This is a genomic window from Mesorhizobium sp. M1334 (assembly GCF_040317995.1).
GTDB lineage: Bacteria > Pseudomonadota > Alphaproteobacteria > Rhizobiales > Rhizobiaceae > Mesorhizobium.
In genome coordinates this window covers 40,274-51,246 of the sequence record NZ_JAMYLM010000030.1, presented here as the reverse complement: position 1 = coordinate 51,246, position 10,973 = coordinate 40,274, and the positions used below count along the sequence as shown (strand labels likewise).

At 64.1% G+C, this 10,973-nt stretch carries 14 protein-coding genes; 8 read left to right on the top strand and 6 right to left on the bottom strand.

What is annotated here, in order from left to right; genetic code table 11:
- Positions 1-239: 239 nt before the first annotated feature.
- The 4 genes from NKH17_RS33530 to NKH17_RS29845 form a co-directional block, all read right to left on the bottom strand.
- Positions 240-884, bottom strand: coding sequence for a DUF982 domain-containing protein (locus NKH17_RS33530; RefSeq protein ID WP_502910640.1), 645 nt, complete (start codon positions 882-884; stop codon positions 240-242).
- Complete coding sequence (locus tag NKH17_RS29855) at positions 881-1,096, bottom strand: hypothetical protein (RefSeq protein WP_254819654.1); 216 nt, start codon at positions 1,094-1,096, stop codon at positions 881-883. Before NKH17_RS29855 ends, NKH17_RS33530 begins: the two co-directional genes overlap by 4 nt.
- A 103-nt stretch (positions 1,097-1,199) precedes the next feature.
- Positions 1,200-2,831, bottom strand: coding sequence for a chaperonin GroEL (gene groL / locus NKH17_RS29850; RefSeq protein ID WP_352475547.1), 1,632 nt, complete (start codon positions 2,829-2,831; stop codon positions 1,200-1,202).
- Between the two features lie 55 nt (positions 2,832-2,886).
- On the bottom strand, positions 2,887-3,201 hold the full coding sequence (locus NKH17_RS29845) for a co-chaperone GroES (protein ID WP_254819656.1): 315 nt from the start codon (positions 3,199-3,201) through the stop codon (positions 2,887-2,889).
- Positions 3,202-3,565: 364 nt separating this feature from the next.
- On the opposite strand from NKH17_RS29845, the gene NKH17_RS29840 reads away from it, so the two are divergent.
- Entirely contained in the window at positions 3,566-3,835 is a 270-nt protein-coding gene (locus NKH17_RS29840; RefSeq protein WP_023718102.1) for an usg protein, read from the top strand.
- 87 nt (positions 3,836-3,922) lie between these two features.
- Here the strand turns inward: NKH17_RS29840 and NKH17_RS29835 are convergent, their stop codons facing one another.
- Complete coding sequence (locus NKH17_RS29835; protein ID WP_352900879.1) at positions 3,923-4,210, bottom strand: DUF982 domain-containing protein; 288 nt, start codon at positions 4,208-4,210, stop codon at positions 3,923-3,925.
- Between the two features lie 136 nt (positions 4,211-4,346).
- Positions 4,347-4,559: a hypothetical protein gene (locus NKH17_RS29830; protein WP_352475551.1), complete on the bottom strand. Its 213-nt coding sequence runs from the start codon at positions 4,557-4,559 to the stop codon at positions 4,347-4,349.
- 340 nt (positions 4,560-4,899) lie between these two features.
- On the opposite strand from NKH17_RS29830, the gene NKH17_RS29825 reads away from it, so the two are divergent.
- From NKH17_RS29825 to NKH17_RS29795, 7 genes are all read left to right on the top strand, one after another.
- Entirely contained in the window at positions 4,900-5,373 is a 474-nt protein-coding gene (locus NKH17_RS29825) for an Hsp20 family protein (RefSeq protein ID WP_352901568.1), read from the top strand.
- 29 nt (positions 5,374-5,402) lie between these two features.
- The gene (locus NKH17_RS29820; protein ID WP_352901570.1) at positions 5,403-5,924 is read left to right on the top strand and encodes an Hsp20/alpha crystallin family protein; all 522 of its coding nucleotides are present in this window, start codon (positions 5,403-5,405) and stop codon (positions 5,922-5,924) included.
- Between the two features lie 67 nt (positions 5,925-5,991).
- Positions 5,992-6,669 (top strand): hypothetical protein, encoded by a 678-nt coding sequence (locus NKH17_RS29815; RefSeq protein WP_352901573.1) that lies wholly within the window; start codon positions 5,992-5,994, stop codon positions 6,667-6,669.
- 109 nt (positions 6,670-6,778) lie between these two features.
- A complete protein-coding gene (locus tag NKH17_RS29810; RefSeq protein WP_352901576.1) occupies positions 6,779-7,381 on the top strand; it encodes a CDP-alcohol phosphatidyltransferase family protein in 603 nt (200 codons plus the stop codon).
- A 26-nt stretch (positions 7,382-7,407) separates the two neighbouring features.
- Positions 7,408-9,195: a bifunctional alpha/beta hydrolase/class I SAM-dependent methyltransferase gene (locus tag NKH17_RS29805; RefSeq protein ID WP_352901577.1), complete on the top strand. Its 1,788-nt coding sequence runs from the start codon at positions 7,408-7,410 to the stop codon at positions 9,193-9,195.
- 2 nt (positions 9,196-9,197) lie between these two features.
- Complete coding sequence (locus NKH17_RS29800; RefSeq protein ID WP_352645006.1) at positions 9,198-10,541, top strand: phosphatase PAP2/dual specificity phosphatase family protein; 1,344 nt, start codon at positions 9,198-9,200, stop codon at positions 10,539-10,541.
- On the top strand, positions 10,538-10,966 hold the full coding sequence (locus NKH17_RS29795; protein ID WP_352645008.1) for a hypothetical protein: 429 nt from the start codon (positions 10,538-10,540) through the stop codon (positions 10,964-10,966). The genes NKH17_RS29800 and NKH17_RS29795 overlap by 4 nt, the downstream gene beginning before the upstream one ends.
- Positions 10,967-10,973 lie beyond the last annotated feature (7 nt).

The window sequence follows — 10,973 nt, the reverse complement described above, 5'->3', positions numbered from 1 at the left end:
AGTCCCCATCAGCCATCGCATCAAGAAATGCGCCTGGAACGACGACTATCTCATCAATGCCATCACTCATATGCGATAGCCCTGCCCTCGAGGGGGAGATGTCCGGCAGGACAGAGGGGGCGCCGCGCGTGAGGCGCCAACTTTCTCTTTCGTCCAATATGGCGTCGCGCCAGGACGTACCGACCCCCTCTGTCGCCTTCGGTGACATCTCCCCCTCAAAGGGGGAGATTGGCACTCGCTCAGGCCGGGGCGTTGACGCGCTGTGGCCGCGTTGCCCAGTCGGCAACCGTCGCGCCAGCAACGCTTTCGCCGGCAACCATCCCGGTCGTCTGTGGCGCAAGCAGGTCGTTGCGGCGGGCGAAGGCAACGAAGGTGGCGCGCGCCGTTTCGGCGTCGATCTCTCCTTCCAGTGCTGCACGGCACGCTTTTGCGGCGATGTCATGCGCGGCCGTCCGGCTCGTTGCCGGCCATTCAGCCAAAAGTGCATAGGCCTCAGCCGCGCTTTCTATCTTCGTCGGCGTACCGAGGCCGGTGAGGATAGTAACCGGCTTGTCGAACGAAGCACGATCCATGACACTCTCCTTTCCTGGCTCAATCGGCTCCTTTCGGGACTCAACCGCGCGGGCGCTTCGATCCTTTAGGGCCGCCTGCAGAACGATGGCACCGATCTGCGAGTTGGACGCGATCGGGGGCATGCCCGGCCGCGGCAGCAGCCGATGCACCTTGACCAGCGCCTCGAGCCAGGCCGCCACGCCCAGCGGCGGATGTTCGCGCCCGTAGAGCCACGCCTTTGCCTTGGCGAGCGGGTATCCCGCCTCTTCGGCGAAATCGTTTTCCGACCACCGCAGCAGGCGCAGGCATTCGCGCATCCGCGCCGCTATCATTTGCGCTCCTCCGTGCCGGCCCCCACGCGTTGAGCCGACAGAAACATCAGCGTGTAGGCCGCCTTGCGGCGGTCCCACCCGGCCGACTCGGCCATATCCAGCAAGCCGTCGACCAAAGGCGCCAGCGCCGCCCTGCAGTCGGCTTCATAGTTGAAATCGTTTTTCGGGCGGGTCGGCGCCGCGATCTTTCCAAAACTGTCCATCATATCCATGGCAACACCTGCTCAGCATTAGTCCCGGACCGGCAAGACCGTGCCCGCTTTTGGCGGACACGGTCCATCTGCCGTTTCGAAGTCGCGCTTTGGAAGCCTGGCTTTAGAAGTCCATGCCGCCACCGCCGGGCATTGCCGGCGCGCCAGCTTCCTTCTTCGGCTTCTCGGCCACCATCGCCTCGGTCGTCACCAGCAGGCCGGCGACGGAAGCGGCATCCTGCAGAGCGGTGCGTACGACCTTGGCCGGATCGATGACGCCCTGGCCGAAGAGATCGCCATAGTCGCCGGTCTGCGCGTTCCAGCCGAACGAGAACTCCTGCTTTTCGCGCAGCTTGCCGACGATGATCGAGCCTTCGGCGCCGGCATTCTCGGCAATCTGGCGCACCGGAGCTTCGATCGCGCGACGCACGATTTCGACACCGGTCTTCTGGTCGGGGTTGTCGACCTGAATATTGTCGAGCGCCTTTGCCGCCCGCAGCAGCGCCACGCCACCGCCGGGCAGGATGCCCTCCTCGACCGCGGCACGGGTGGCATGCATGGCGTCGTCGACCCGATCCTTGCGCTCCTTGACCTCTACCTCGGTCGAGCCGCCGACGCGGATGACGGCGACGCCACCGGCGAGCTTGGCCAGCCGCTCCTGCAGCTTCTCGCGATCATAGTCGGAGGTGGTCTCCTCGATCTGCGCCTTGATCTGGGAGACCCGGCCCTGGATTTCGCTCTTCGAGCCGGCACCGTCGACGATCGTGGTGTTTTCCTTCTCGACCACCACCTTCTTGGCGCGGCCGAGCATGTTGAGCGTGACGTTCTCGAGCTTGATGCCGAGATCCTCGCTGATTGCCGTGCCGCCGGTCAGGATGGCAATATCCTCCAGCATGGCCTTGCGGCGATCGCCGAAGCCCGGTGCCTTGACGGCCGCGACCTTCAGGCCGCCGCGCAGCTTGTTGACGACCAGCGTCGCCAGCGCCTCGCCCTCGACGTCCTCGGCGATGATCAGCAGCGGCTTGGACGACTGCACCACCGCCTCCAGCACCGGAAGCAGCGCCTGCAGGTTGGACAGCTTCTTCTCGTGGATCAGCACATAGGGCTCGTCGAGCTCGACGCGCATCTTGTCCTGGTTGGTGATGAAATAGGGGCTGAGATAGCCGCGGTCGAACTGCATGCCTTCGACGACTTCGAGCTCCGTCTCGGCGGTCTTGGCTTCTTCGACGGTAATGACGCCCTCATTGCCGACCTTTTCCATCGCTTCGGCGAGGAAGCGGCCGATCTCGGCGTCGCCATTGGCCGAGATGGTGCCGACCTGGGCGATTTCGTCGTTCCTGGTCACCTTGCGGGCATTGGCCTTGAGTTCGGCGACCACGGCTTCGACCGCCTTGTCGATACCGCGCTTCAGGTCCATCGGGTTCATGCCGGCGGCAACCGCCTTGGCGCCTTCCTGGACGATCGACTGCGCCAGAACGGTCGCGGTCGTTGTGCCGTCGCCGGCGACGTCGCTGGTCTTCGAAGCCACCTCGCGCACCATCTGTGCGCCCATATTCTCGAACTTGTCCTCGAGCTCGATCTCCTTCGCCACGGTGACGCCGTCCTTGGTGATGCGCGGGGCGCCGAACGACTTGTCGAGGACGACGTTGCGGCCCTTGGGACCGAGCGTCACCCTCACTGCGTCGGCGAGGATGTTGACGCCGCGCAGCATCTTCTCGCGGGCTTCGGTATGAAATTTCACATCTTTGGCAGCCATTGGATCACTCCTTCGATAGGCAGCTTCGTTGACTGGAATGCTTGTTCAGGCCCACTCAGGCAGCCTTCTTCATCTCCCCGGCGCCCTCGATAACGCCCAGCACGTCGCTCTCTTTCATGATGAGCAGATCCTCGCCATTGAGCTTGATCTCGGTGCCGGACCATTTGCCGAACAGGATGCGGTCGCCGACCTTGACGTCGAGCGGCTGCAATTGGCCGCTGTCGTCGCGCGCGCCCGGACCAGCGGCAATGACCTCGCCCTCCTGCGGCTTCTCCTTGGCGGTGTCGGGGATGATGATGCCGCCGGCGGTCTTCTCGTCGACCTCGATACGGCGGACCAGGATACGGTCGTGCAATGGACGGAACGTCATGTCGTTCTCCTCTCGGGACAAACAGATTTTCGAAGATCCTCCTGACCGAACCGGCAATATCGGCCCGGCACGGGGTGCGCGACCCCTTCATCAGGCATCGCGCGCATACGAACTAGTCGCGCTTTTTTCTGCTTTCAAGAGGGTCACGCAAAAATTTTAGCACTCGACGCATGAGAGTGCCAATGCACTGTAATCGTTCGCACATTAGCCGCTCTCAGCTAAAGTGCGGCTCAAATTTTGGCGCGATATTTCAAAATGCCGCCCGTTCGGAGCCGCTCGTGGCGGCGGGAACCTATGTGGAAGGCGAGGCGTTTTGCAGACCGAGATTTCAACGGGCCGAGATTTCAACGGAAAGGACGATCGCATGACCAGCAGGGACTTTCAGCTCCAGATGCAAGGGTTTGGTCTTACCACGGCGGAGATCCACTACCGCCTGCCCGATCATCGGAGCCTGCTGCAACTCTATATCTGGCAGGAATACGATATTGCCCCCGATTTCCCGACGCTGAAGCATTTCCTCGATTTCTGGGAGCGCGAAATCGAAGGCCCGCTGCATTCGGTGCGCGTCGCCCATCATCACCTGATCCAGCCCTCCGAATGGCGGGCCGTAAACGGCATTATCACCGTCCACTGAAGAGCAAGCCGATCTGCCGCTAGACAGCGGACAAAGTCTCTCGAGGGGGGAAAGGGCAGTTGCCTCTCCCCCCACTTGTTTTGGATCTCACAATATCGGAGGGGTCCGGGCTAGCCGGGCGTGGTCGACAGGCTCGCAGGCGAGCAATCCCGCGTTGCGCGCCGCCCTGACGAAGGCCTTGCGCGCATCACGCGCGCTGCGCCAGCCATCGAGCGCGTCGCGGCAGGCCCGATAGGCGGCGCGCCAAATCCGGCCGCGTGCACGGTCCGGCCACTGCTGACGCATGCATTCGATGGCTTCCCAACTACTGGCGACCTTGCGCTCGCTGGATTGGAATTTCAACGTGATCGGCTCGGCGAAGCGGACGTCGTCCATCACTTCCTCCTTGTTTTCTGATCGTCTTCTTGTTTGAGCAAGCAACGTCATGCTGGCGGCAGCGGCGACCAGCCGGCGCCGCTGAAGGACATGGTTCGTCCCTTTGCGCGGTTCAAGAGCATCGCGGCAACAGCGGTTACTCCTCCTCGTCCGGCCCTTGCAGCAGTTCGATCAGCGTCGCTACTCTTGCCGTCGGCAGCGGTCGGCCCTCGTTCACCAACGCCTCGTCGGCGGCGATCCAGGCCAGGGCCTCACGCAATTCCTGGACCGTCCCGTCCGTCGCCGCAATGTCGGCGATCACGGCGTCGTCGACCGGGCCCAGCACGGAAATGATCTCGTCGCGTGTCATGGTCAGCTCCATCTGCGAGTGCCGGGAATGGGCCCGGCAACACAAGAATCTGGGTCTTGACCTGCGGCAGACAATAACCGGCCGGGGAACTCGGCGTTGGCGATTGAAGCCAAACAGGCAATCTCCTGCCGGACATCTCCCACAAGTAGATTGGCAGCCTCGCCGAACTGATCAAAAACCGGCCCTAAAAACCGGCAACGCGAGAGCCATGGGGGTCTTGACTTGCGGCGGACAATAACCAAATCGATGGCACCGGTCGCCGAAATGGGGCCGGCGAAACCAGGGAGCGCCAGCTCTTTGGCGCTCCTCGTATCTATGTTGCTCGATGGAGGATGTAGCTATGAGAACCGCATTCGACTTTTCCCCGCTCTATCGGTCGAGCATCGGCTTCGACCGCGTCTTCAACCTGCTGGAAAATGCGCCGCAGGCTTTCGACGCCTGGCCGCCCTATGACATCGCGCGCAGCAGCGAGAACAACTACCGCGTCACTATCGCCGTCGCTGGCTTTTCCGAGGACGACCTCGAAATCATTCATGAACCCAACCTCCTGATTGTCTCCGGCCAGCACAAGGAGCCGGACAACGCGGAGTATCTGCATCATGGCCTCGCCACACGGCCCTTTACCCGCCGTTTCGAGCTTGCCGATCACGTCAAGGTCGCAGGCGCCTCGCTCGACAACGGTATGCTCAGCATCGATCTGGTACGTGAGGTGCCCGAGGAGATGAAGCCTCGGCGCATCGCCATCGCGACCGACGTCGCCTCGCCGAAGACCGGGCCGAAGGCCGCGGTCGAAGCAAACAAGCAGGCTGCCTGAACGAACCAGTCGAGAAAGGAGACTATGCAATGGCTATTCGTGATCTCATTCCTTGGGGCCGGGAGAACAATCAGGCCCCCAGCCTGTTCCGCAGCGGCGATCGCGATCCCTTCCTGACGCTGCATCGCGAAATGAACCGCCTGTTCGACGAGGCGTTCCGCGGCTTCGACACGGGGCTGCCGTCGCTCGGTGGCTTCACCGCGGCCCGCGCCAGCTGGCCGAGTGTCGAAATCTCCGATAGCGAAAAGGAGATCCGCGTCACCGCCGAGATCCCCGGAATGGACGAGAAAGACGTCGAGCTGCTGCTCGATGACGGTGTGCTGACGCTGCGCGGCGAGAAGCGTGAAGAGACCGAGGACAAGGACAGGCAGTTCTCCGAACGCTTCTATGGCCGTTTCGAGCGGCGTATCCCGCTCGGCTACGAAGTTGACGAAGACAAGGTCAACGCCGCGTTCCGGAACGGCGTGCTAAGCGTGACGCTGCCGAAGACAGAGCGCGCTCAGGCCAAGGCCAAGCGTATCGCCATCAACGGCGGCAACGGCAAGTCCTGATGGCTCGCAGCAGGACGACGCCCGCTTCTGCCCTGCCGGTTCCGGCGGGCAGAAGCGGGCAATGTCGATGACCCGTTCTCCCGACGCTCCGGTTCCGCCTGACCAGGCGCAGCAAGTCTTGCAGTGCCTGACGACCGAGCATTTCGTGCTGCAAAACGCTCGCGCCGCGACCATTCAGGAAGCGAACCAGCGAGCCGAGCTGTTCCTGACCTCGGTCTCGAGCGCAACGATTGCCTTGTCCTTCGTCGCCCAGGTCACGGAGATGGGCAGGCCGTTCGTGTTGTTCAGCCTTATCTTGCTACCTTGCCTTTTCTTCATCGGCCTGGTCACCTTCGTGCGCGCTGTGCAGGTTGCCATCGAGGACATGGTGCATGCCCGCGGCATGGCCAGGATCCGCCACTATTTCGTCGAGCTGGCGCCGGTCCTGCAAAGATACCTTGTCAACTCCACGCATGACGACCTCTCGGCGGTGCTGGTCGACAAGGGCCTCCGCCCCTCGCCGCTGCAATATTTCATGACCACCGCTGGGATGGTGGGTACGATCAACGGCGCCATCGCCGGCGCCTTCACCGGCATCGTTGTTAAGTCCGCTTTCGGCGGAGGCATGTCGCCCGGCGTGATTTGCGGGCTGGCGGTCTTCGCGACATGCATTCTCGTCCTGCGGCGTTATCATAGTCGCGCCTGGGCCACGGCCGAAGAAAGCTTGCCAGCACGGTTCCCGGTCGACAATGACAGGAAAAGCTAGCGCCGACATATCCGGATGCCGAAAAGTGGCAGGGCGCCGCCCTTGCGTCTTGCGCGCCAATTGACCATCCTCGCCAACATCATTTGCACCGCGGCCGGGGGGTTCGCACATGCCGACGCTTTATGCGCTGAAACCGGCCTTCCAGGCCAGGCTGCGGCCGCTTGCCGACGGCCTGGCCAAGGCCGGCGTCACCGCCAACCAGATCACACTGCTGGCCGCTGCCCTCTCGCTCGCCGCCGGCCTTGCGGTGGCAGCCCTTGCAGGCCGCCGCGCGGTCTTTCTGCTGATGCCGCTCGTGCTGTTTACGCGAATGGCGCTAAACGCCATTGACGGCATGCTCGCAAGGGAACATGGCCAGGCCTCGACGCTCGGCATGTATCTCAACGAGCTTTGTGATGTCGTCTCCGATCTCGCTTTGATCCTGGCCTTTACTGTCATTTTTCCTGCCTGGGGCGTCGTTGCATTCGCTATCGCGGCTATGATCGCGGAATTCGCCGGCGTGCTCGGCATCGCGGCCGGAGCTGGGCGCAACTATGCCGGCCCGTTCGGCAAAAGCGACCGGGCGCTGGCGCTTGGCATCCTCGCCGTGCTTATCGCGTCCGGCCTGTGGGTCCCGGCGGCCACGCCGCTTGTGTTTCCGGCCATGGCTACACTCTCGCTGGCGACCGCCATCAACCGGATACGCAGCGGCCTTAACGGGAGCGGTAGCTGAATTCCGGTCTCGCCAGGGAGAACAATATGCTTCACCAACAGACGGTTGCCGCCGTGGCTTCAGTCAATATCGAGCGGGTGGCGCAGGAGCGCAGCTTCAAGAGCCACGATGGCACAGAGATCTTCTATCGCTATTGGCCGGCGCTGTCGGAAAACCCCAAGGGCGCCATCCTGCTGTTCCACCGCGGCCACGAGCATGGCGGCCGTATGGCGCATCTGGTCGACGAGTTCCAGATGCCCGACCACGCCTTCTATGCGTGGGACGCGCGCGGCAATGGCCGCTCCGCCGGCGAACGCGGCTATGCGCCGTCGTTTGCCGCGCTGGTGCGCGACATCGATTGTTTTGTGCGCGAGATCGACAGCGACGGTTTTGCCCGGCGCGACATCGCGCTGATCGCGCAATCCTTCGGCGCCGTACTTGCCGCCGCCTGGGTGCACGATTACGCGCCCGACATTCGCGCCCTTGTGCTGGCCTCGCCAGCCTTCTCGGTCAAGCTCTACGTGCCCTTCGCCAAGCATGGCATTGCGTTGTGGCAGAAGCTGAAGGGCCGCTTCTTCGTGAATTCCTACGTCAAGGCGAAATTCCTGACGCATGACCCCGAGCGTATCGCCTCCTTCGACGCCGACCCGCTGATCACCCGGCCGATCGCCTCCAACATCCTGGTCGAGCTCTACGACCATGCCGCGCGCATCGTCGCCGACGCCCGCGCCATCACCGTGCCGACACAGCTTCTGATCTCCGGCAGTGACTGGGTGGTGCGGCATGAACCGCAGCACGAGTTTTTCGTCAATCTGGCGAGCCCGGCCAAGGAGCGGCATGTGCTGCCCGGCTTCTTCCACGACACGCTGGGCGAGCGCGACCGCCACAAGGCACTCGACCTGATCAGGCCTTTCCTTGAAAAGCAATTCGCGGCGTCGGAAAAGCCAATCGACCTGACCGAGGCCGACCGCGCCAGCTACACGCGCGACGAGGCCGACCGGCTGGCCTCGCCGCTGCCGCTGCTGTCGCTAAGGGGCCTCTACTGGGCAATGAGCCGCGCATCGATCCGCATGGGCGCCTGGCTGTCGTCCGGTATGAAGACGGGGATTGCCACCGGCTTCGATTCGGGCTCGACGCTCGACTATGTCTACGAGAACGAGGCGCGGGGCATCAGCCCCATCGGCCGCATGATCGACCGCACCTTTCTCGATGCCATCGGCTGGCGCGGCATCCGCCAGCGCAAGCTGCATCTGGAAGAACTGATCGGCAGCGCCGCCGCCTCGCTCAAGGCCGCCGGCCGGCCGGTCCATATCGTCGATATCGCCGCCGGCCATGGCCGCTACGTGCTCGATGCCGTACAGAAATGCGCCGAGCCGCCGGCAAGCGTACGGCTGCAGGATTTCTCCGAGCTCAACGTCTCGCTCGGCCGCAAGCTGATCGCCGAGCGCCAGCTGCCGGCGACCGTCACTTTCCATCAAGGTGACGCCTTCGACGCCACGATGCTGGCCGGGCTCGACCCGGCGCCGGATCTCGCCATCGTCTCGGGGCTCTACGAGTTGTTTTCCGACAATGCCGTGATCGCCCGCTCGCTCGGTGGACTGGCCAGCGCCATGCAGCCGGGAAGCCTGCTCGTCTATACCAATCAGCCCTGGCATCCGCAGCTCGAGATGATCGCGCGCAGCCTGACCTCGCATCGCGGCGGCCAGGCCTGGGTGATGCGCCGCCGCACGCAGGCCGAGATGGACCAGCTGGTGGCGGCCGCCGGCTTTGAGAAGCTCGACCAGCGCATCGACCAGTGGGGCATCTTCACCGTTTCGGTCGCGCGGCGCGTCTGAACATGGACTTGCCTGCCTCTGCCTTACCTCGCGATGCCCCTGCCCTTCCGGCCTTGCCGCGTGAGCGGTATCCCGGGATCGTCCTGCGCGCCGCATTGTGGCTGGCATTTCTGGCGCCGTTCTTCTACGCCACCTACGGCTTCGCCAATTGGCTGGCGTCGCGGCGCGACGATGTCGGCAGCATCGTCTTCGGCTGGGAGCATGGCATCCCGTTCCTTGCCTGGACGATCGTGCCCTACTGGTCGATCAACCTGTTCTATGGCTTGTCGTTGCTGTTGAACAATTCGAAGAGCGGCGTCGACCGCCTTGCCGGCCGCTATCTGACGGCGCAGCTCGTCGCCGTCGCCTGCTTCATCCTGTTCCCGCTGACTGCGACCTTCGTGCGCCCGCAGACGAGCGGCCTTCCCGGCTTCATGTTCGCCGTGCTCGGCGGCTTCGACAAACCCTTCAACCAGGCGCCGTCGCTGCATATCGCGCTGCTGGTCATCATCTGGGACCATTGGCGTTACAGATTGACCGGCATCGCCGGCTTCGCCTGGCATGTCTGGTGTTTCCTGATCGGCGCCTCGGTGCTGACGACGTGGCAGCACCATTTCATCGACATTCCGACCGGCGCGCTGCTCGGCCTTTTCGCCCTCTGGCTGTTTCCGCGCGACAGCGAGCTGCCGTTCACCGGCTTCCGCCTGAGCGCTGACCCGAAGGCGCGGCGGTTGGCGCTGTTCTATGCGCTCGGCGCAAGCCTTGCCCTGGCCGGCGCCGCTGCCGGCGCGTTGGTCTCGGCGCTGTGGCTCATCCTGTTGTGGCCGGCACTGGCGCTGGCCATAGTCGCTTTCGCCTATGCCGGCGCCGGCGCCAAAGTGTTCCAGAAAACAGCCGATGGCCGCGTGTCGCTGGCCAGCCGTCTACTGCTTTGGCCCTACCGCCTTGGCGCCAAGGCCAATGTGTGGGCATGGACGCGACAGCTTCCGGCGCAGATCGTCGTTGCCGACGGTGTTTCCCTTGGCCGTTTTCCGACCGCCGCCGAAGCCGAACCTTTCGGCACGGTGATCGACCTTGCCGGCGAACTGGAAAGGCCGCGTGGCGCCTCGATCCGCTGGGTGAGCCTGCCCATGGTCGACCTTTTGCCGCCGTCTCGCGAGGCGCGTGCGCAAGCGGTGGCGGCGATCGAGGCGGCGCAGAAGCAGGGCGCGGTGCTGGTCTGCTGTGCGCTCGGCTTCCAACGCAGCGCCGCCGTGGTCGCCGAATGGCTGGTCGCCAGCGGCCGGGCCGCCACGCCCGATCAGGCGCGAGGCAAGCTCGCCGCCGCGGGCCGGCCGGTGCATCTTTGCACGGACGCACCGGCATGACCGCCTATCGTGACAGGGCCGAAGCGTTCGCTGCCGGGCTGATGGTGCAGGTGGCATGGCCGCTGCTGCTGATTGCTGCTGCCCTCCTGGCGGCGCCGGTCATCGGCCTGGCGGCTGCGCCGCAAACATCGTCGCTGTCCGCGGTAGCCTGGCTGATCGCCGCCGCAAGTGCCATAGCCACAATCATTCTCTCGGCCCTGCTTTTGTTCGATGCGCTGCTGTTTCGGCTGATGGCCAGCCACGCCAGCGAGGCAGGCGGCGGCGCGGCGATCGACGACGTGCTGGCGCGCATGCGGCTGAAGTCCAAGGCTGCCGGCGGCCGCTCGCTCGGGCAGCGAATGGCCGGCACGCGCCGCCTGCTCGCCAAGCAGCGTATCGCGTTCGGCCTGTTCGCGGCGGCCTCGGTCGTCGCGGCATTCTTTTGAGCCCGTC

Bases quoted from the DNA above. Each gene is read 5' to 3' on its own strand.
- NKH17_RS29845 (WP_254819656.1), bottom strand. From the start codon at position 3,201: ATGACGTTCCGTCCATTGCACGACCGTATCCTGGTCCGCCGTATCGAG.
- groL (WP_352475547.1), bottom strand. From the start codon at position 2,831: ATGGCTGCCAAAGATGTGAAATTTCATACCGAAGCCCGCGAGAAGATG.
- NKH17_RS33530 (WP_502910640.1), bottom strand. From the start codon at position 884: ATGATAGCGGCGCGGATGCGCGAATGCCTGCGCCTGCTGCGGTGGTCG.
- NKH17_RS29805 (WP_352901577.1), top strand. From the start codon at position 7,408: ATGCTTCACCAACAGACGGTTGCCGCCGTGGCTTCAGTCAATATCGAG.
- NKH17_RS29820 (WP_352901570.1), top strand. From the start codon at position 5,403: ATGGCTATTCGTGATCTCATTCCTTGGGGCCGGGAGAACAATCAGGCC.
- NKH17_RS29815 (WP_352901573.1), top strand. From the start codon at position 5,992: ATGACCCGTTCTCCCGACGCTCCGGTTCCGCCTGACCAGGCGCAGCAA.
- NKH17_RS29840 (WP_023718102.1), top strand. From the start codon at position 3,566: ATGACCAGCAGGGACTTTCAGCTCCAGATGCAAGGGTTTGGTCTTACC.
- NKH17_RS29830 (WP_352475551.1), bottom strand. From the start codon at position 4,559: ATGACACGCGACGAGATCATTTCCGTGCTGGGCCCGGTCGACGACGCC.
- NKH17_RS29855 (WP_254819654.1), bottom strand. From the start codon at position 1,096: ATGGATATGATGGACAGTTTTGGAAAGATCGCGGCGCCGACCCGCCCG.
- NKH17_RS29795 (WP_352645008.1), top strand. From the start codon at position 10,538: ATGACCGCCTATCGTGACAGGGCCGAAGCGTTCGCTGCCGGGCTGATG.
- NKH17_RS29825 (WP_352901568.1), top strand. From the start codon at position 4,900: ATGAGAACCGCATTCGACTTTTCCCCGCTCTATCGGTCGAGCATCGGC.
- NKH17_RS29835 (WP_352900879.1), bottom strand. From the start codon at position 4,210: ATGGACGACGTCCGCTTCGCCGAGCCGATCACGTTGAAATTCCAATCC.
- NKH17_RS29800 (WP_352645006.1), top strand. From the start codon at position 9,198: ATGGACTTGCCTGCCTCTGCCTTACCTCGCGATGCCCCTGCCCTTCCG.
- NKH17_RS29810 (WP_352901576.1), top strand. From the start codon at position 6,779: ATGCCGACGCTTTATGCGCTGAAACCGGCCTTCCAGGCCAGGCTGCGG.